The 18,960-nt window shown below is 56.9% G+C and carries 14 protein-coding genes and 1 pseudogene; 10 read left to right on the top strand and 5 right to left on the bottom strand.

Annotated features, from left to right (window positions below; translation table 11 throughout):
* Position 1 precedes the first annotated feature (1 nt).
* Positions 2-2,077 carry a glycogen debranching protein GlgX gene (gene glgX / locus V1566_RS14745; RefSeq protein ID WP_395303788.1) on the top strand — a complete coding sequence of 692 codons (2,076 nt, stop codon included), beginning with the start codon at positions 2-4 and terminating at the stop codon, positions 2,075-2,077.
* 2 nt (positions 2,078-2,079) lie between these two features.
* Here glgX and V1566_RS14740 read toward each other — a convergent pair whose 3' ends face one another.
* Positions 2,080-2,625, bottom strand: coding sequence for a winged helix DNA-binding protein (locus tag V1566_RS14740; RefSeq protein ID WP_023311843.1), 546 nt, complete (start codon positions 2,623-2,625; stop codon positions 2,080-2,082).
* 199 nt (positions 2,626-2,824) lie between these two features.
* On the opposite strand from V1566_RS14740, the gene V1566_RS14735 reads away from it, so the two are divergent.
* From V1566_RS14735 to V1566_RS14725, 3 genes are read left to right on the top strand one after another with little or no spacing between them, the layout of a single operon-like run.
* Positions 2,825-3,547 (top strand): DUF969 domain-containing protein, encoded by a 723-nt coding sequence (locus tag V1566_RS14735; RefSeq protein WP_047653331.1) that lies wholly within the window; start codon positions 2,825-2,827, stop codon positions 3,545-3,547.
* Positions 3,544-4,530, top strand: coding sequence for a DUF979 domain-containing protein (locus tag V1566_RS14730; protein WP_395303787.1), 987 nt, complete (start codon positions 3,544-3,546; stop codon positions 4,528-4,530). Before V1566_RS14735 ends, V1566_RS14730 begins: the two co-directional genes overlap by 4 nt.
* A 9-nt stretch (positions 4,531-4,539) precedes the next feature.
* Entirely contained in the window at positions 4,540-5,535 is a 996-nt protein-coding gene (locus tag V1566_RS14725) for a DUF2891 domain-containing protein (RefSeq protein WP_395303786.1), read from the top strand.
* A gap of 88 nt (positions 5,536-5,623) precedes the next feature.
* Here the strand turns inward: V1566_RS14725 and V1566_RS14720 are convergent, their stop codons facing one another.
* Complete coding sequence (locus V1566_RS14720) at positions 5,624-6,781, bottom strand: DDE-type integrase/transposase/recombinase (RefSeq protein WP_395303785.1); 1,158 nt, start codon at positions 6,779-6,781, stop codon at positions 5,624-5,626.
* Positions 6,782-7,073: 292 nt separating this feature from the next.
* Here V1566_RS14720 and V1566_RS14715 point away from each other — a divergent pair.
* Positions 7,074-7,984, top strand: a pseudogene (locus V1566_RS14715) (IS110 family transposase).
* Between the two features lie 39 nt (positions 7,985-8,023).
* Here the strand turns inward: V1566_RS14715 and V1566_RS14710 are convergent.
* A complete protein-coding gene (locus tag V1566_RS14710) occupies positions 8,024-9,424 on the bottom strand; it encodes an MFS transporter (RefSeq protein WP_395303784.1) in 1,401 nt (466 codons plus the stop codon).
* Between the two features lie 117 nt (positions 9,425-9,541).
* Between V1566_RS14710 and V1566_RS14705 the strand changes: the two genes are divergently transcribed.
* On the top strand, positions 9,542-10,447 hold the full coding sequence (locus V1566_RS14705; protein ID WP_395303783.1) for a LysR family transcriptional regulator: 906 nt from the start codon (positions 9,542-9,544) through the stop codon (positions 10,445-10,447).
* Positions 10,448-10,450: 3 nt separating this feature from the next.
* On the opposite strand, the gene V1566_RS14700 is transcribed toward V1566_RS14705, so the two are convergent.
* Positions 10,451-11,905 (bottom strand): Cu(+)/Ag(+) sensor histidine kinase, encoded by a 1,455-nt coding sequence (locus V1566_RS14700; RefSeq protein WP_395303782.1) that lies wholly within the window; start codon positions 11,903-11,905, stop codon positions 10,451-10,453.
* Entirely contained in the window at positions 11,895-12,578 is a 684-nt protein-coding gene (locus tag V1566_RS14695) for a copper/silver response regulator transcription factor (protein WP_121423768.1), read from the bottom strand. The genes V1566_RS14700 and V1566_RS14695 overlap by 11 nt, the downstream gene beginning before the upstream one ends.
* Before the next feature lie 162 nt (positions 12,579-12,740).
* On the opposite strand from V1566_RS14695, the gene V1566_RS14690 reads away from it, so the two are divergent.
* The 4 genes from V1566_RS14690 to silA are packed head-to-tail and all read left to right on the top strand — an operon-like array spanning position 12,741 to position 18,942.
* Positions 12,741-14,126 (top strand): efflux transporter outer membrane subunit, encoded by a 1,386-nt coding sequence (locus V1566_RS14690; protein ID WP_395303781.1) that lies wholly within the window; start codon positions 12,741-12,743, stop codon positions 14,124-14,126.
* A gap of 28 nt (positions 14,127-14,154) precedes the next feature.
* The gene (gene cusF, locus V1566_RS14685) at positions 14,155-14,493 is read left to right on the top strand and encodes a cation efflux system protein CusF (protein ID WP_395303780.1); all 339 of its coding nucleotides are present in this window, start codon (positions 14,155-14,157) and stop codon (positions 14,491-14,493) included.
* Positions 14,494-14,504: 11 nt separating this feature from the next.
* Complete coding sequence (locus V1566_RS14680) at positions 14,505-15,755, top strand: efflux RND transporter periplasmic adaptor subunit (protein ID WP_395303779.1); 1,251 nt, start codon at positions 14,505-14,507, stop codon at positions 15,753-15,755.
* 10 nt (positions 15,756-15,765) lie between these two features.
* Positions 15,766-18,942, top strand: a complete 3,177-nt coding sequence (silA, locus tag V1566_RS14675) for a Cu(+)/Ag(+) efflux RND transporter permease subunit SilA (protein ID WP_395305997.1) — start codon at positions 15,766-15,768, stop codon at positions 18,940-18,942.
* Positions 18,943-18,960: the final 18 nt, after the last annotated feature.

Raw genomic sequence — 18,960 nt, 5'->3', positions numbered from 1 at the left:
AATGGCAAAGGATACTACGTTTGAAATTCGGGCCGGTCATGGCCAGCAGTTGGGTGCTAATTATGACGGGAAAGGGGTCAACTTCGCGCTGTTCTCCGCTCACGCCGAGCGGGTGGAGCTCTGTCTGTTTGACCCGTCCGGGAAAACCGAAATAGCCCGGCTGGAACTGCCGGAATATACCCATGAGGTCTGGCACGGCTATGTGCCCGATCTGAAGCCCGGTGCGCTGTACGGCTATCGCGTCTACGGCCCTTACGACCCGGAAAACGGTCATCGCTTCAACCCGCACAAGCTGCTTATCGACCCCTACGCCCGCGAACTGGTGGGCGATATCGACTGGAACGATGCCCATTTCGGCTATGAGCTGGGGCATGATGAACTGGACCTCAGTTTTGACACGCGCGACAGCGCGCCGTTCACGCCGAAATGCAAGGTCATCGACCCGGACGCCTTTGACTGGCAGGACAACAGCCGGCCCAACGTGCCCTGGCCGCATACCGTTGTCTATGAGAGCCACGTGAAGGGCTTTACCCAGATGAACCCGGCCATTCCGCCCGAGCTGCGCGGAACGTTTGAGGGGATGGGGCACAAAGCCTCGGTCGACTACATCAAGAGTCTTGGCATCACCTCGGTGGAGCTGCTGCCGGTTCACTGGTTCCCTGACGATCAGCACCTGCTCGACCGTGGCCTGAAGAACTTCTGGGGCTATAACACGCTCGGCTTTTTTGCTCCGGCGTCGCGCTACTACGGCCCGGCGGGGATCCAGGGCTTTCGCGACATGGTACGCGCGTATCACGATGCGGGCATCGAGGTGATTCTGGACGTGGTGTATAACCACACGGCGGAAGGAAATGAGCTTGGCCCCACGCTCTCGTTTAAGGGGATTGATAACTACAGCTATTACCGCACCCTGCCGGACCAGCACCGGTATTACATCAACGACACCGGGACGGGAAACACGGTGAACACCTCGCACCCGCGCGTGCTGCAGATGGTAATGGATTCCCTGCGCTACTGGGCGGAATCGATGCACATTGACGGTTTTCGTTTCGATCTGGGGACGATACTGGGTCGCGAGCCCGAAGGGTTTGACCCGCGCGGCGGTTTCTTCGATGCCATATCGCAGGATCCGGTGTTATCGAGGCTAAAGCTGATTGGCGAACCCTGGGATATTGGCCCCGGTGGATATCAGGTCGGCGGTTTCCCGCCGGGCTGGGGGGAGTGGAACGACAAATACCGCGATACCGTCCGCGAGTACTGGAAGGGCGATAACGTCTCCACCGACTTTGCCGCCCGTCTGCTCGGCTCCGGGGATCTGTACGATCTGCGCGGGCGTCGTCCGTGGGCCAGCGTCAACTTCATCACCGCTCACGACGGCTTTACGCTGAATGACCTCGTGTCGTACAACGAAAAGCATAACGCCGACAACGGCGAGGACAATAACGACGGGCATAATGATAACCGTTCTTACAACTACGGCGAGGAAGGGCCAACCGAAAATCCGGACATCATCGCCACCCGGGAGCGGCAGAAGCGTAACTTCCTGACCACGCTGCTGTTTTCCCACGGCACGCCGATGCTGCTGGCGGGCGACGAGTTTGGCCGCACGCAGAAGGGCAATAACAATGGATACTGTCAGGACAGTGAGATCTCGTGGATCGACTGGAAGGGGCTATCCGAAAACGACGCCGCGCTGCGTGAGTTTACCCGACGGCTCATTGGCCTGCGCGCATCGCAGCCGTTATTGCGTCGTGAAAGCTGGCGCGACGGGCTGGAGATCCGCTGGTTTAATGCCGGAGGCGGTCCGCAGCAGACCGAGCAGTGGGATGAAGGCTCGACGCTCGGGGTCTCCATCAGCAGGCCGGATCTCAGGCAGGAGGACGGCATCTGGCACGACGTGCTGATGCTGTTCAACCCGTTTGAAGGCACCGTGCCTTTCCAGATCCCGCAGTTTGGCGAAGGGGGATGGGTGCTGGAACTGTCTACGGCAGATGACGCTGCCGCCGGGACAGCGATCACCGACACCGTAGAATACGAACTGGCTGGACGCAGTATTACCCTCTTCAGACGACCTTAACTTTAGAGTGATGCCGCCGCGCGGGCGGCGGTGTCATACAGGGAGGAGATCGTGCGTAACAGCTGTGCGGTCTCGCCAATCGACTTCCCGGCAATGCCGCTCTCCGCGTGTATCGCAATTAAGCACGCTTCCCGCACGTCCCGGTACTTCATGCACAACGCTTTCCCTTCTTCGGTAGTGGAGAAAAAGAGCTCTTTGCCCGCTTTCTCGCTCGTCACGTAGCCCGCTTTGACCAGCTTTTTCAGGGCGTAGGTCACCACGTGGGTATCTTCCACATTGAGAACGAAACAGATATCGGCCAGCTTTTTCTTGCGGTCGCGGTGGTTCACATGATGCAGCAGCGAGACGTCAAAGGCGCCCATATCAGGCTCTCCGGCTGCGGTCATGCAGCGCACCATCCATTTATTGAACGCGTTGCTGGTCATGATCAGCGCGTACTCCAGCTCTGACAGTTCCGCGCAGCGCTCGGACACCAGATGGCGGGAAGAGACGATCCGGCCATCGTTGATATCGTCGCGATCGGGTGAAGCACTCTTTTTCGAGGTCATAACGTTCCTTAGCCAGAAATGTAAACTCATCGATAAAATAAGAACATTTTATTGATAATTTGTTTACATGTTTTTGAGGTTCAGATATAGCTTTTTAGCGCAGGTTTTGCAAAACCTGGCGAAAAACACAACATCGCTCGCCGCAAATTAAAAAAATAGCCGTCGGCGCGCAACGCTCACTTTGGATAGGGTAAACGTTATGGACGGTACTACGCTGTTGCCGCTGATCGGGATACCGATCGTGGTTATTGGTTTTGCACTGCGCTTCAACCCGCTGCTGGTGGTCGTGGTGGCGGGGCTGGCGACGGGTCTGCTGGTCGGTATGGATTTCGGGATGCTGCTGGAGACCTTTGGCGAAAAGTTCGTGAATAGCCGCTCGCTGGCGACCTTCATTCTGATCCTGCCCGTGATTGGTCTGCTGGAATATTACGGGCTCAAGGAGCGCGCCCAGGCCTGGGTGGCGAAGATCGCCAGCGCCACCTCGGCGCGTATTCTGATGCTCTATTTTGTCGCCCGTGAAGGTACCGCCGCGCTGGGGCTGATGTCGCTGGGTGGTCATGCCCAGACGGTGCGCCCGCTGCTGGCGCCAATGGCCGAAGGGGCGGCGCTGAACGAATACGGCGAGCTGCCGCAGCACATCCGCGACAAAATCAAAGCCCATGCCGCCGCGTGTGACAACATCGCGGTCTTTTTTGGGGAAGATATCTTTATTGCCTTTGGGGCGGTGCTGCTGATCGATGCGTTCCTGAAAGAGAACGGTATTCCGGGCATCGAACCGCTGCATATCGGCCTGTGGGCTATCCCAACCGCCATTGCGGCATTAATTATTCATATGACGCGCCTGCTGCGTCTGGATGCCAGCATCCGTCGCGACGTTATGGCCTGGCGTGCAGAGCAGGGTACACAGGGGGCCGCGCAATGATGACGCTTATCACCATTAACCGCGTGTACTACCTGATTGGCTTTGTCGTGATGCTGCTGGTTGTGATGACCCTGCGCGATCGCGCCAACCCGAAGCGTTTTACCACCGCGCTGTTCTGGTTTTTATTCGGTGGGATCTTCCTGTTCGGTGACCTGATGGTGCAGGAGCTGGGGAAATCGCTGGCGTACCGAATAATCGGCGGGGGCGTTATCGCTATCGCGCTGCTGGCGGGCTTTGGCCTGGTCGGGAAAGGGCACTATAAAATGTCCACCGAGGAGGAGCGCGTCGCGTCGTCTAATCGACTCAAAAACTGGCTGTTCCTGCCCGCGCTGATGATCCCGGTGGTGACGGTTATCGGCACCCTGTTCCTGAAAGGGGTTTCGGTTGGCGGCGTGTTCCTGCTCGACCAGAAACAGCTCACCCTGGCGGCGCTGTGCGTGGCCTGCGTCGCGGCGATCCTCACCGGCTGGTGGCTGACCAAAGGCACGCCGCTGCATGCCATTCGTCAGTCTCGTCGTCTTGTCGATACCATCGGCTGGGCGGTGATCCTGCCGCAGATGCTGGCCATGCTCGGCGGCGTATTCGTGGCGGCCAATACCGGTGATTCGGTGCAGAAGGTGGTGAGCCTGTTCGTTAACCCGGATAACCGCTTTATGCTGGTGGTGATTTACTGCGTGGGGATGGCGCTGTTTACCATGATTATGGGGAATGCCTTTGCGGCCTTCCCGGTGTTAAGTGCCGGTATCGCCTTGCCGTTTCTGATCAACGTGCATCACGGCAACCCGGCGCCGCTGCTGGCGATTGGCATGTACGCGGGCTACTGCGGCACGCTGATGACGCCGATGGCCGCGAACTTCAATATCGTTCCCGCCGCGTTGCTGGAGCTGAAAGACAAATATCAGGTGATCAAGATCCAGATCCCGACCGCGTTAACCCTGCTGGTGGTGAACGTGTTTCTCATGTATTTCCTCGTGTTTCGCTAAGGAGCTGTTATGGAATTAACGCAACATCAGGCTGACGCGTTTGCCCGCATGCCTTTGACCTATTTGCGCCAGGAATACCCGAACCACATCATGCACCTGCTGAATGATGATGGCGACGTGCTGCCGCCTCGCGAACTGCACCCGATTTTCTACGGCTGTTTCGACTGGCATTCGGCGGTGCACGGTTACTGGCTGCTGCTGCGCTGCGTGCGCCTCTATCCGGAACTGCCGAGCCGGGACGAGATCGTCGCGCTTTTCAACGAGCACCTGACGGTAGAGAACGTGGCGAAGGAGCTGGCCTATTTCGCCGCGCCATTCCGCGCCTCGTTTGAGCGCCCGTATGGCTACGGCTGGCTGCTGGGACTGGCCCAGGAGCTAAAACAGTCGTCGCTGCCGCAGGCCGCAGGCTGGTACCGGACGCTTGAGCCGTTAACCCGGGATATTCGTAACCGGCTGGTGGATTACCTCAGCAAGCTCACCTATCCAATCCGCGTCGGAACGCACTACAACACGGCGTTTGCCCTCGCGCTGGGGCTGGACTACGCCCGAGCCATAGAAGATAGCGCACTTGAGCAGGCGATTGTGACGGCGGCGGAGCGGTTTTATCGCGCCGACACGCGCTATCCTGCCCACTACGAGCCCGGCGGGGATGAGTACATTTCCGGCGCGCTGACGGAAGCGCTGCTGATGAGTAAGGTGTCGGAGGGCTTCCCGGCCTGGTTTGACGCGTTTCTGCCGGATGTCGCCTCCGTTGCGGCGCTGATGAACCCGGCGGAAGTGAGCGACCGTACCGACCCGAAAATTGCCCATCTCGACGGGTTAAACCTTAGCCGCGCGTGGTGTATGAAGCATATTGCCAAAGCGCTTCCCGCTAACCATCCGGCACAGCAGGCGCTGCGTGAGGCGGTGGCGAAACACCTGACGGCAAGCGTTGAGCATGTGGTTGGCAGCCACTACAGCGGCGGGCACTGGCTGGCGAGCTTCGCGCTGCTGGCGCTGGAGTAAACAAACGAGTCGTCTTTTTTGCCGGGTGGCGCTGCTGTATGACCGGATACATAGGTGACAGATCAGACCGGGAACATAGGTAACACTTTTAGTCTATCCGGAGCACACTCTGGGTTCTTCGGTCATAGTACGCAAGCGTTATTCCGTTAAAGATGATGGCCTCAAGGCCATCATCTTGTTCTTCCAGCATGATGTACTCATCAGTCAGCGCTTCACTCAGGAACACCGTCCCCTTTTTCCCCATGTAGAGTGTCCCCCTCGATTTCACCCTGTAGACCGTACCGCCTTCCGGATAAGCATATTCAGGAACCCTGCCATCCCAGTGACGGCCTGAGGGCTTCCACACCGTTCCGGGCGTTGCACCCGCCAGGGCTTCATGCGGTCTTTCGTGGTTAAATTCTTCCCGGTAGTCACTGAACCACCGCTGTTGTTCTTCCATCGTCATGAAGGTGTTGCCCTGTTTCACTGCACTTTTCAGCGAGCGGTGCATTCGCTCATGACGGCCGTTTTCTTCCGGATGCCCCTTTCTGATACGTTCCGGTCTGATGCCCAGCTTTATCAGCCAGACTGCAAGGCGACTTAACCCGGCAATACCTGTTCCCGCGAACGGCTGACCATTATCCGTTCTCAGGACTTCCGGCAGACCGTACTCCAGGAACGCATCCGTCAGGCACTGCCTGACGAAGGGCTCGCTCTCCCGGTCCGTTCCCCGGCAGCTCAGAAGATACCGGCTGTGATTGTCGGTCAGGGTGAAGGGATGGCAGTATTCCCGGCTCAGCAGCCTGAACTTGCCTTTAAAATCAGCGCTCCAGACCTGATTGTTCTCACTGATGATGGTCAGGGGCTGGCGATTGCCCGGGGTTCTGCGTTTTCGCTTTTTATCCGGAACCAGGCCTTCACGCTTGAGGATATCGCCGATAGTGCTGGCAGCAGGGACGGTAAAATCGACGTGATGATTGAGCAGCCACATCCGCAGTTTTTTGGGACCCCAGTCAGGGTATTTTTGCCTCAGGGCCGTAAGCTGTCCGGCGATATCATCAGGAACCGTCCGGGAGTGGGAGTGTGGCGCGCGCGACCGGTCAGAGAGAGATGACAGGTCAGAGGGATCAAAACGCTGAAGCCATTTATAGCCGGTTTTACGGCTGATGCCAAAAAGACGGCAAAGAGCGGAGAAGGAGTCCGTACCTGCATGGCAGGCACGGATAAAATCAAGGCGTTGCATAGGTCGGGTCTCAGTCCAGGGCATAGCGAGTCTCCTCTTCTATGCCAGTTATAACTGTTACCCATGTATCCGGTCTAAAGTGTTACCCATGTTTCCGGTTCATACCCTGCGCTTACCCGGCCTTGTATTATCCTTCCGTGCAGAAAGAACCGGCCAGTTCTTTCTGCCATGCAGTCCACATGCCGTACCCGGCCTTAGGCCACGAGCCTGTGTTGTAGATCCCTGCAGTGGACTGCACCTTCTCCACAAGTGACAAACCGGACAGTATCATGGACCGGTTTTCCCGGTAATCCGCATTCACAAGGTTGGTTTCACTATGGAACAGGAACTTCACTTTATTGGTATCGATGTCTCCAAAGCTAAGCTGGATGTCGATGTGTTGCGACCTGATGGCCGTCACCGCAGCAAAAAATTTACTAACACACCTAAAGGTCACGAGGAGCTGCTCAGCTGGCTCCGCAGCCATAATGTGGCTCAGGCACATATCTGCATGGAAGCGACCAGCACCTATATGGAAGACGCAGCAGCATCCCTCAGCGATGCCGGTTTCACCGTATCCATCATCAACCCGGCTCTTGGTAAAGCCTTTGCGCAGAGTGAAGGCCTGCGCAGTAAAACCGATGCCGTTGATGCCCGTATGCTGGCAGAGTTCTGCCGGCAGAAGCGTCCGGTAGCCTGGGAGGCACCTCATCCGCTGGAGCGCGCGTTGCGGGCGCTGGTGCTGCGTCACCAGTCCCTGACAGACATGCACACGCAGGAGCTGAACCGTCGTGAGACGGCGCGGGAGGTGCAGATGCCGAGGACCCGGACCTGAAGCACCGGCGAAAACTGCTGGACAGCATACCGGGTATCGGTGAAAAGACATCCGCGGTGCTGCTGGCGTATGTGGGGCTGAAGGACAGGTTCGGTCAGGCGCGGCAGTTCGCGGCTTTCGCAGGACTGACACCGCGGCAGCATGAATCAGGAAGCAGCGTACACAGGGCAAGCAGGATGAGTAAGGCTGGCCATGTCTCGCTTCGCAGGGCGCTGTATATGCCCGCGATGGTGGCGCTGTACAAAACGGAGTGGGGAAAAGCGTTCAGGACGCGTCTGGAAAAGAACGGCAAGGGAGCGAAGCTGATAATCGGAGCGATGATGCGTAAGCTGGCGCAGGTGGCGTATGGCGTCCTGAAATCAGGACGCCCGTTCGATGCCACATTGCATCAGGAAAATGCTTGCGTGGCATAACAGTATCTACATTGTGCAAGCGTAGCGCCGCCGGGCGAATCAGGCTGATGCCCGAACCGCAGGGCGCAGCCTGCTCACGCTAAACAACACCGACCCCGTCGAGGCGATGACGGCTATCCACAGCGCAAAATGCACGGCCCGGTCATGGTCTGATTCGGTCGTCGCAAGCAGCACGCCCACCGCGGCGGCGCCGAGACACTGGCCGAATGTCCTCACAATCGACAACACGCCAGAGGCATAGCTGGCATATTCCCGCGCCACGTTAGAGAGCATTTCCCGGTTATTGGGGCTCTGAAAGCAGCCAAACCCAATCCCGCACACCAGACTGCGCAGGCAGATATTCCATGCGGAAGGGCTGTCCGGCAATGTCGCCAGCAGGACCAGTCCACCGACAAAAACCATCAGCCCGATTGTCGAGATCAGCCGCGCGGAAATCGTATCTGCCCAGCGTCCCGCGTGCGGCGCAATCAGCACGATGCCAATCGGCCACGGGGTGAACAGCAGCGCGGAGACCACCGGGCTATAGCCATACACGCTCTGAAACAGGAACGGCAGCGCGACAAAGGTGATGCCCTGGCTCACAAACGAGGCCAGCGAGGTCAGGGCTGCGAGGGTGAAGCGTCCGTTTTTGAACATGACGGGCGGCAGGATGGGACTTCGCGCACGCCGAATCCGCCAGATAAAGGCGAGGGTGCTGGTCAGCGTAAGAATCCCCCAGCCGAGGGCCTCCTGGCTAATGTGTTGCTCCACGCGCTGAAGGCTGTCGGCCAGCATAATCGCTGAGCCTAACAGCGCGGCGGAAAGCACGGCGCCCGGCGCGTCAAAGGGTGAGCGGTCAACGGCCGACTCCCGCGGCAAGGCGCGCCACGCCAGCAGCAGGGCAATACTGCCCGGCACAATATTAATGGCGAACAGCCACTGCCAGCTCAGCGCGTCCAGTATGGTTCCGCCCAGCACGGGGGCAACTGCCGTGCTGGAGGCGATAAGCAGGGCGTGCAGCCCCAGAATGCGGCCAAGCAGTCGACCCGGAAAAACGGATCGCAGGATCGCCGGGGCGATACTCAGCGTGGCCGCGCCGCCGATGCCTTGCAAAATACGCATGCCGATCAGCATTTCTGGCGTGGTCGCCAGCGCGCAGCCGAGCGAGGTGAGCGTAAAGGTGGCAAGCCCGGCAAGAAACACCGGGCGATAGCCCACGCGCGCCGCCAGCGCCGCGAAGAGGGCTAACGTCATTGCCGCTGCCAGCAGGTAACCGTTGGCGAACCAGACCGCCACGTTCGCGGTGACCTGCATCGCCGTTGCCATGGAGGGTAGCGCGATGTTGATCATGGTGCCGTCAAAGACGCCCATCAGCGTGGTGGTCATGACGGCGGCCATCACCCTGGCGCGTTCGTGCCCGGGCAAACCTTCATCGCCGGGCTGGTTTGAAAATAGCGTCATCGTCGTTACTCCGGATAAGAATAGTAATGACGAAACTATAATCATGCGGTATACAGGGCGGAAGACGCATTAGCTGCACTTAATCGTTGCATATAACGCCTTATCTGAGGAGCCATCGTGTCCGATCCTGACTTTAACCTTCTGGTTGCACTCGACGTTCTGCTCGCAGAAGCCAGCGTGGCGGGCGCGGCGCGACGTTTGAACCTCAGCACCTCCGCCATGAGCCGCACCCTGAGCAGGCTGCGGGAGGTGACCGGCGATCCTATTCTGGTGAGGGCCGGGCGTCATATGGTGCTGACGCCCTGGGCCGAAGCCACGCGGGACCGCGCCAGAAGCGCCGTGCATGAGGCGAGGGCGGTGCTACAGCCCTCCACCGACGCGCTGAAGGTGGAAAATCTCGAGCGGCTGTTCACCATCAGAGCTAACGACGGTTTTGTGGTGGCGTTTGGGCCGCTGCTTATTGCGGCGGTGGCGAGCGTTGCGCCCGAGGTATGCATCCGCTTCTCTCCGAAACCTGAAAAAACGTCGCGCTATTTGCGCGAGGGGCTGGTCGACCTGGAGATCGGCGTGCAGAGCAATATGGGGCCTGAAATACGGCTGCAAAGGCTCTTTCAGGATCGGTTTGTTGGCGCGGTGCGCAAGGGGCATCCGCTGTCACTACAGCCTGACGTCAGCCTTGCCGATTATGTCGCGTGGGGCCACGTGGTGGCCTCACCGGACGGATCGTTATACGGGTTTGTCGATGACGCGCTGGCGGAACGGGGGATGAAGCGCAAGGTCGCCAGCGTGGTGCCCGGATTTCCGACGGCGCTATCCGTGGCGCTGGCGTCCGATTTGGTTGCCATGGTGCCGGCCCTGTACCTGCTCAATCAGCCGATGAACGAGCGCGTACACGTCTTTGAGCTGCCGTTTAAAACCCGGACCATTACGGTGTCACAGATGTGGCATCCGCGTATGGAAAGAGATCCGGGGCATCGATGGCTCAGGGAAAAGGTACTGGAAGTGTGCCGGGCCGTGCGCTGACGCTCAGGCCATTTTTCCCGGTACGGAGAGGATGAAGCGTGTCGACACCTCATCCGATTCCACGCGGACTTTCCCATGGTGCGCGGTGACGATGGACTTCACGATGGCAAGCCCGATCCCGCTGCCTTCGCCTTTGCGCTGTCTGGACGGGTCGACGCGATAGAAACGGTCAAACAGCTTTGGCAGATGCTCTTGCGGGATCGGCGTGCCTGGGTTTTCTGTCATCAGTTCAACGTCGTTATCCTGATTTCTGATGGAGACCGTCACCGTTTTGCCCGCTGGGGTATAGCGCAGGGCGTTGGATAACAGATTATTGATTGCTCTCCTGAACATCTGAGGATCGCCTTCTATCAGGCAGGGCATCCCGTTAAATTTTAGCGTGATGTTGCGTTCTTCCGCCCAGGCTTCGAAGAATTCGAAGACTTTCATAACTTCGGCACTTAAATCAAACATCACCCGGTCAGGGATCAGCTGGTTATTATCCGCCTGCGCCAGGAAAAGCATGTCGCTGACCATCCGGGTCATCCGGTTGTACTCTTCCAGACTGGAGTAAAGAACATCTTCCAGCTCTTTCTGCGAGCGGTTCTGGCTCAGCGCGATTTCCGTTTGCGTCACCAGATTGGTGATGGGAGTTCTGATTTCATGCGCGATATCGGCGGAGAAATTCGCCTGACGGGTAAAGACGTCTTCAATCTTTTCGATCATATGGTTGAAGGAGATGACCAGCTGTTCCAGTTCAACGGGCACGCGGGAAGGCTCCAGCCGTGCATCCAGGTTTTCTGAGGTGATATTTTTAATGGCGTTGCTGACGTTACGCAGGGGCAAATGTCCCTGACGAACCGCGATGCGAATGACAAGAATAATCAGCAGGCTGATCGCCGCAGCAATCATCAGGAGGTTCTTTTTCAGCGCCTCAAGGTAGTGCAGATGAAAATTAATGGAGAGCCCGATCAGCATAACGTAGCCCTGCGATTTACCCTGCAGCGTCGCCGTTCCTGAAGAGGCGATAATCCGGTACGTTTCCATTTTCATGTTGGACCCGGCGTGCATGCTTTCGGCAGGGTCTTCAACCGTCCAGTGAAACACATCCTGCGCGCGGCGGTGTTCGCTAAAATCCGCCGTGTTCATCGCGGGGCGCAGTGCCGCCCCTTGCGCCGAGCTGAACAGGGTATTTCCCTGCGGATCCAGGAGCAGGACGGCCACGTTGCGGTAGCTGGCGATCGACTCTTTGATCTTGCTGATTTTCTTTTGGTCGGGGTCGACCGGCGATTGCAGTATGCGGTGCATCGCGGTGCTGATTTGCTGCAGGTCGCTGATATCCTGCTCGGCAAAATGCTTTTCAACGGAATGGAGCATAAACCAGGTAAAGGCGAAAAAGGCCAGTATCGTGGAGAGACTGATAAAAAAGGTCAGCCGCAGGGCAAGAGAAAAGGGGCGCCTGGGAAGCTTAACGTGCATCCGGTACCTCCAGCATATAGCCCACGCCGCGCACCGTCTGGATCAGTTTCGGTTCATAATCGTTATCGATTTTCGCGCGAAGCCGCTTTACCGCCACATCAATCGCGTTTGTGTCGCTGTCAAAATTCATGTCCCACACCTGGGAGGCAATCAGGGAGCGGGGAAGCACCTCTCCCTGATGACGCATGAAAAACTCCAGCAGGCTGAACTCTTTGCTGGTTAACAGGATGCGACTTCCGGCCCGGCTTACCTTTCTCGACACGAGGTCAACCGTCAGGTCTGCCACCTGAAGCTGGCTTTCCGCGATCACCGTATTTCCGCGTCTTAACAGCGTCCTTACCCGGGCGAGCAGCTCTGCAAAGGCGAAAGGCTTAATCAGATAATCATCCGCGCCCAGCTCAAGCCCTTTAACCCGATGTTCAATCGTGCCAAGAGCCGTGAGTAGCAGGATGGGCATTCCTTTGCCGCCGGAGCGGAGCATGCGGACAATGTCCCAGCCGTTCACATCGGGCAGCATGATATCCAGAATCAGCAGATCGTATTCAGCGGTCATGGCGAGATGGTAGCCGTTCAGGCCGTTATCCGCGTGGTCCACAACAAATCCCGCTTCGGTTAGCCCCTTACTCAGGTACTCACCGGTTTTAATTTCGTCTTCGACGATCAGTATTTTCATTGTGCTCCCCTGACTGGCTGCTGATGACATTCTAGTGAGCCTGCGACCGTTAACAATGACTTACGCTAAAAATGACAACATTGTCATTATCCTGTCACCCGTTAAACAGGATGCGTTTCGTAGAGTAACCCTAAAACTACTCTGGACTTCATTTGAACCGTTATGTTCCTGTTAAAACGACTAAGCATCAGTACGGTATTTATTCTGGCAGGCTGCGTCTCGCTGGCCCCAGAGTACCAGCGACCGGAAGCACCTGTACCCCAGCAGTTTTCGCTCTCCCGTAACGGCCTGACGCCCGCGGCGGCGGGATATCAGGACACCGGCTGGCGACGCTTTTTTGTCGATCCTCAGATAGCCGGATTGATTACGGAAGCCCTGAATAATAATCGCGATGTAAAAATGGCCGCCCTGAAGGTCGAGGAAGCCCGGGCGCAGTTCAACGTGACGGATGCGGATCGTTATCCTCAGCTAAATGCCTCCTCGGGTATCACCTATAGCGGTGGGCTGAAAAGTGACAAACCCACCACGCAGCAGTACGACGCGGGCATTGCGCTTAGCTACGAACTCGACTTCTTCGGCAAGCTGAGGAACATGAGCGAAGCCGACCGACAAAACTATTACGCCAGCGAAGAGGCCCGTCGCGCGGTGCACATCCTGCTCGTCTCTAACGTTTCTCAGAGCTATTTCAACCAGCAGCTGGCGTATAAACAGCTGCGTATCGCGCGGGAAACGCTGAAAAATTACCAGCAGTCTTATGCGTTCGTTGAGCAGCAGCTGGTGACGGGCAGTACGAACGTCCTGGCGCTGGAACAGGCGCGGGGACAGATCGAAAGCACGCGGGCAGATATTGCGAAAAGAGAGGGGGAGCTGGCGCAGGCCAATAATGCCCTGCAGCTGGTCCTCGGCACGTATCGCGCGCTGCCGGACGACAGCGGCATGAACGCCAGCGACGTTGCGCCGGTAAAACTGCCTCCCCATCTTTCCTCAGCGATACTGCTGCAGCGCCCGGATATTATGGAAGCGGAGTATCAGCTTAAAGCGGCCGATGCGAATATCGGCGCGGCACGTGCTGCCTTTTTCCCGTCCATATCACTCACCAGCGGGCTTTCAACCGGCAGCACGGAGTTGTCCAGCCTGTTCACATCAGCTAGCGGGATGTGGAATTTTATTCCTAAAATCGACATTCCCATTTTTAATGCGGGCAGAAATAAGGCCAACCTGAAGCTGGCCGAAATTCGCCAGCAGCAGTCGGTTGTGAATTACGAACAAAAAATTCAGTCCGCCTTCAAACAGGTTGCCGACGCGCTCGCGCTGCGTGAGAGCATTAACCAGCAGCTTGCTGCGCAGCAGCGGTATCTTGATTCGCTACGCGTCACCCTGCAGCGGGCCAGAGGATTATATTCCAGCGGCGCGGTCAGCTATATCGAAGTGCTTGACGCGGAACGTTCTCTTTTCTCCACGCAGCAAAATATTCTCGACCTTATTTATGCCCGGCAGGTTAATGAAATTAATCTCTTCACCGCGCTCGGCGGCGGTTGGGTCGAATAACGTTATTTAATTAAACAGGAAAATAAACATGCGCAATTCACTTAAGGCTGTTGTATTCGGTGCCATCATTATGTTTTCTGCCGGTATCCAGGCTGAGGTTCATCAGCACGAGGGGATGAGTGCTGCCAGCGAAGGGACCACAGAGCAGCTCATCACCGGGACCGGCATCGTGAAGGACATTGATCTCACGAATAAAAAAGTCACGATTTCTCATGAGGCTATCCCGGCGATTGGCTGGCCCGCGATGACCATGCGTTTCACCTTTATTCAGGCTGACGAGAGTATCAATGCCTTAAAAGTCGGCAGTCACGTTGATTTTTCGTTTGTTCAGCAGGGCAATATCTCTTTACTGAAGAGCATTAAATAGCGAGAAACGGCATGGCCTCATTAAAAATAAAATATTCTGCCATGATAGTCAGCAGCCTAATTGCGGGAGGGCTAATATCGGTGACGGCCTGGCAGGCTCTTCATTCATCTGTAAAAACGGAAAATAGCGCACCAGAAAGAAAGGTACTTTTCTGGTATGACCCGATGAAGCCAGACGTTAAATTCGATAAGCCCGGTAAATCGCCGTTTATGGATATGGATCTGGTACCGAAATATGCGGATGAAAACGAGAATAAAAGCAGTGCCGGTATCCGTATTGACCCGACACAGGTTCAGAACCTGGGATTAAAAACGCAAAAGGTGACGCGCGGAACGCTGAATTATGCCCAGACCATCCCGGCTAACGTCAGCTATAACGACTATCAGTTTGTCATTGTGCAGGCGCGCGCGGAAGGCTTTGTGGAGAAAGTGTACCCGCTGACGACGGGCGATAAGGTGAAGAAAGGCACGCCGCTTATTGATATTACCATTCCTGACTGGGTAGAGGCGCAGAGCGAGTTTCTGCTGTTATCCGGCACCGGCGGAACGCCAACGCAAATAAAAGGGGTTCTGGAACGGCTTCGCCTGGCGGGTATGCCGGATGAGGATATTCAGAGGCTGCGTGCGACCCGCACTATCCAGACCCGGTTTACCATCAAGGCGCCGATCGACGGAGCGATCACGGCCTTTGACCTGCGTACCGGCATGAATATTTCCAAAGATAAGGTGGTAGCGCAAATTCAGGGGATGGATCCGGTCTGGATCGGCGCGGCAGTGCCTGAATCCATTGCTTATCTGCTGAAAGATACCTCGCAGTTTACCGTTTCGATACCGGCTTATCCGGATAAATCCTTCCCGGTTGAAAAATGGAGCCTTCTGCCGAGCGTGGATCCGACCACCCGTACGCTGCAGGTGCGCCTGCAGGTCGCTAACAAGGATGAGCTGCTGAAACCGGGCATGAACGCGTACCTGAAGCTGAATACCCAAAGTCAGGAAATGCTGCTGATCCCCTCCCAGGCCGTTATCGATACCGGCAAAGAACAGCGCGTGATTACGGTTGATGCGGACGGGAATTTTGTCCCGAAAAGCATCCACGTTCTGCATGAATCTCAGCAGCAGTCCGGCATTGGTAGCGGACTGGAAGAGGGGGAGTCGGTGGTGGTCAGCGGTCTGTTCCTGATTGACTCGGAGGCCAATATTACCGGCGCGCTGGAGCGCATGCGTCACGCTGAAGCTGCTGACGGCGCGCATTCTGGCCATTAAGGAGACGATGATGATTGAATGGATTATCCGGCGGTCAGTCGCCAACCGTTTCCTGGTCATGATGGGGGCGCTGTTTCTCAGCGTCTGGGGGACATGGACCATTATCAACACCCCGGTCGATGCCTTGCCCGATCTCTCTGACGTTCAGGTGATTATCAAAACCAGCTATCCCGGCCAGGCCCCGCAGATTGTCGAAAACCAGGTGACCTATCCACTGACTACCACCATGCTCTCAGTTCCCGGCGCAAAGACCGTGCGCGGTTTTTCGCAGTTTGGCGATTCGTACGTGTACGTCATTTTTGAAGATGGCACCGATTTGTACTGGGCCCGTTCGCGCGTGCTGGAGTATCTAAATCAGGTTCAGGGCAAACTGCCTGCCGGCGTGAGCTCTGAAATTGGTCCTGATGCCACCGGCGTAGGCTGGATATTTGAGTATGCGCTGGTGGATCGCAGCGGAAAACACGATCTCGCAGAGTTGCGCTCATTGCAGGACTGGTTCCTGAAATTTGAGCTGAAAACTATCCCGAACGTGGCCGAAGTGGCCTCCGTCGGCGGCGTGGTGAAGCAGTATCAGATCCTAGTCAATCCGTTAAAACTGGCTCAGTACGGCATCAGCCTGCCGGAGGTTAAGCAGGCCCTTGAGTCGTCTAACCAGGAGGCAGGAGGATCGTCAGTTGAAATGGCGGAAGCGGAGTATATGGTCCGGGCCAGCGGCTATCTGCAGACGATGGACGATTTCAATAACATCGTCCTGAAAACCGGAGAGAGCGGGGTACCGATTTACCTTCGTGATGTTGCCCGCGTACAAACGGGGCCGGAAATGCGGCGCGGTATTGCCGAGCTGAACGGGCACGGGGAAGTTGCGGGTGGCGTGGTGATCCTGCGTTCGGGCAAAAATGCGCGCGAGGTCATTACGGCGGTGAAAGATAAGCTGGAGACGCTGAAGGCCAGCCTGCCGGAAGGCGTTGAGATTGTGACGACCTACGATCGCAGCCAGCTCATCGACCGGGCAATCGACAACCTGAGTTCCAAGCTGCTCGAAGAGTTTATCGTGGTGGCCATCGTCTGCGCGCTGTTCCTGTGGCACGTTCGCTCTGCGCTGGTGGCGATTATCTCTCTGCCGCTTGGCCTGTGTATTGCCTTTATCGTCATGCATTTCCAGGGACTGAACGCCAATATCATGTCGCTGGGAGGCATAGCCATTGCGGTCGGCGCGATGGTGGATGCCGCCATCGTCATGATTGAAAACGCGCACAAACGGCTGGAAGAGTGGGATCACCAGCATCCGGGAGAGCAGATTGACAACGCCACGCGCTGGAAGGTGATCACCAATGCCTCTGTCGAGGTTGGCCCCGCGCTGTTTATCAGCCTGCTGATCATCACCTTATCCTTCATTCCTATCTTTACCCTTGAGGGCCAGGAAGGGCGGCTGTTTGGTCCGCTGGCCTTCACCAAAACGTACTCCATGGCGGGTGCGGCCGCGCTGGCCATCATCGTTATCCCCATCCTGATGGGATTCTGGATCCGGGGTAAGATTCCTGCTGAGACCAGTAACCCATTGAACAGGCTGCTGATTAAAGCCTACCATCCGCTACTGATTAAGGTTCTCCACTGGCCAAAAACAACCCTGCTGGTTGCGGCCTTGTCCATCTTCACGGTGATCTGGCCACTGAGCCAGGTGGGCGGCGAATTCCTGCCGAAGATTAATGAAGGCGATCTGCTGTATATGCCGTCAACATTGCCGGGCGTTTCTCCGGCAGAAGCGGCGGCGCTGTTACAGACCACGGACAAGTTAATCAAAACCGTGCCTGAGGTGGCCTCTGTTTTCGGCAAGACGGGTAAGGCCGAAACGGCTACGGATTCCGCGCCGCTCGAAATGGTGGAAACCACCATTCAGCTCAAACCTGAGAATGAGTGGCGGCCCGGCATGACGATTGACAAGATTATTGACGAACTTGACAAGACCGTTCGGTTGCCCGGCCTGGCTAACCTGTGGGTTCCGCCCATTCGCAACCGGATAGACATGCTTTCCACCGGGATCAAAAGCCCGATTGGTATCAAGGTGTCAGGTACCGTTTTGTCGGATATCGACGCCACGGCGCAGAGCATCGAGGCGGTAGCCAAAACGGTGCCGGGCGTAGTGTCTGCCCTGGCTGAACGTCTGGAGGGCGGGCGCTACATTGATGTCGATATCAACCGGGAAAAAGCCTCCCGCTACGGGATGACGGTGGGCGATGTGCAGCTGTTTGTCTCCTCGGCCATCGGCGGGGCGACGGTGGGAGAAACTGTGGAAGGTGTCGCCCGGTACCCGATCAATATTCGCTATCCTCAGGACTACCGGAATAGCCCGAACGCGTTGAAGCAGATGCCTATTCTGACACCGATGAAACAGCAGATCACGCTGGGCGATGTGGCGGATATCAACGTGGTTTCCGGCCCCACGATGCTGAAAACGGAGAATGCCCGGCCTGCGAGCTGGATTTATATCGATGCCCGCGGCAGGGATATGGTGTCGGTGGTGAACGACATTAAGACGGCCATCAGTCAGAACGTAAAGCTGAGACCGGGCACCAGCGTCTCATTCTCCGGGCAGTTTGAGCTGCTCGAGCACGCCAACAAGAAACTGAAGCTGATGGTGCCAATGACGGTGATGATCATCTTCATTCTGCTGTATCTGGCGTTCCGTCGTGTGGATGAAGCGCTGCTGATCCTGATGAGTCTGCCGTTCGCCCTGGTCGGGGGAATATGGTTCCTCTACTGGCAGGGCTTCCATATGTCTGTGGCAACCGGCACCGGTTTTATCGCTCTGGCTGGGGTGGCGGCAGAATTTGGGGTGGTCATGCTGATGTATTTGCGTCATGCCGTTGAGGCACAGCCGGCGTTATCTCATCGGGAAACGTTCACCGAGCAGGGGCTTGACGACGCTCTTTATCATGGTGCCGTGCTGCGCGTGCGGCCAAAGGCAATGACCGTCGCGGTGATTATTGCCGGTCTGCTGCCCATTCTGTGGGGGACCGGTGCCGGGTCAGAAGTCATGAGCCGGATAGCGGCGCCTATGATTGGCGGGATGATCACGGCGCCGCTGCTATCGCTGTTTATCATTCCAGCGGCGTACAAGTTAATTTGGTTGCGCAGGCATAAAACAAAGACGGCCGTTGGGGAAGATGACAGGGGAGACAATACCTGATAAATTAGCTATTCAATA

The sequence above is a fragment of the Enterobacter sp. ECC-019 genome (assembly GCF_043974075.1).
In the GTDB taxonomy this organism is placed as follows: Bacteria; Pseudomonadota; Gammaproteobacteria; order Enterobacterales; family Enterobacteriaceae; genus Enterobacter; species Enterobacter asburiae_D.
Note: the sequence above shows the minus strand (reverse complement) of the source record. Positions and strands in the feature narration are given on the sequence as shown.

What these genes read in the sequence shown, in the direction of transcription:
- silA (WP_395305997.1), top strand. Translation starts at nt 15,766, where the DNA reads ATGATTGAATGGATTATCCGGCGGTCAGTCGCCAACCGTTTCCTGGTC.
- V1566_RS14735 (WP_047653331.1), top strand. Translation starts at nt 2,825, where the DNA reads ATGGACGGTACTACGCTGTTGCCGCTGATCGGGATACCGATCGTGGTT.
- V1566_RS14725 (WP_395303786.1), top strand. Translation starts at nt 4,540, where the DNA reads ATGGAATTAACGCAACATCAGGCTGACGCGTTTGCCCGCATGCCTTTG.
- V1566_RS14740 (WP_023311843.1), bottom strand. Translation starts at nt 2,625, where the DNA reads ATGACCTCGAAAAAGAGTGCTTCACCCGATCGCGACGATATCAACGAT.
- V1566_RS14720 (WP_395303785.1), bottom strand. Translation starts at nt 6,781, where the DNA reads ATGCCCTGGACTGAGACCCGACCTATGCAACGCCTTGATTTTATCCGT.
- V1566_RS14695 (WP_121423768.1), bottom strand. Translation starts at nt 12,578, where the DNA reads ATGAAAATACTGATCGTCGAAGACGAAATTAAAACCGGTGAGTACCTG.
- cusF (WP_395303780.1), top strand. Translation starts at nt 14,155, where the DNA reads ATGCGCAATTCACTTAAGGCTGTTGTATTCGGTGCCATCATTATGTTT.
- V1566_RS14730 (WP_395303787.1), top strand. Translation starts at nt 3,544, where the DNA reads ATGATGACGCTTATCACCATTAACCGCGTGTACTACCTGATTGGCTTT.
- V1566_RS14700 (WP_395303782.1), bottom strand. Translation starts at nt 11,905, where the DNA reads ATGCACGTTAAGCTTCCCAGGCGCCCCTTTTCTCTTGCCCTGCGGCTG.
- glgX (WP_395303788.1), top strand. Translation starts at nt 2, where the DNA reads ATGGCAAAGGATACTACGTTTGAAATTCGGGCCGGTCATGGCCAGCAG.
- V1566_RS14690 (WP_395303781.1), top strand. Translation starts at nt 12,741, where the DNA reads ATGTTCCTGTTAAAACGACTAAGCATCAGTACGGTATTTATTCTGGCA.
- V1566_RS14680 (WP_395303779.1), top strand. Translation starts at nt 14,505, where the DNA reads ATGGCCTCATTAAAAATAAAATATTCTGCCATGATAGTCAGCAGCCTA.
- V1566_RS14710 (WP_395303784.1), bottom strand. Translation starts at nt 9,424, where the DNA reads ATGACGCTATTTTCAAACCAGCCCGGCGATGAAGGTTTGCCCGGGCAC.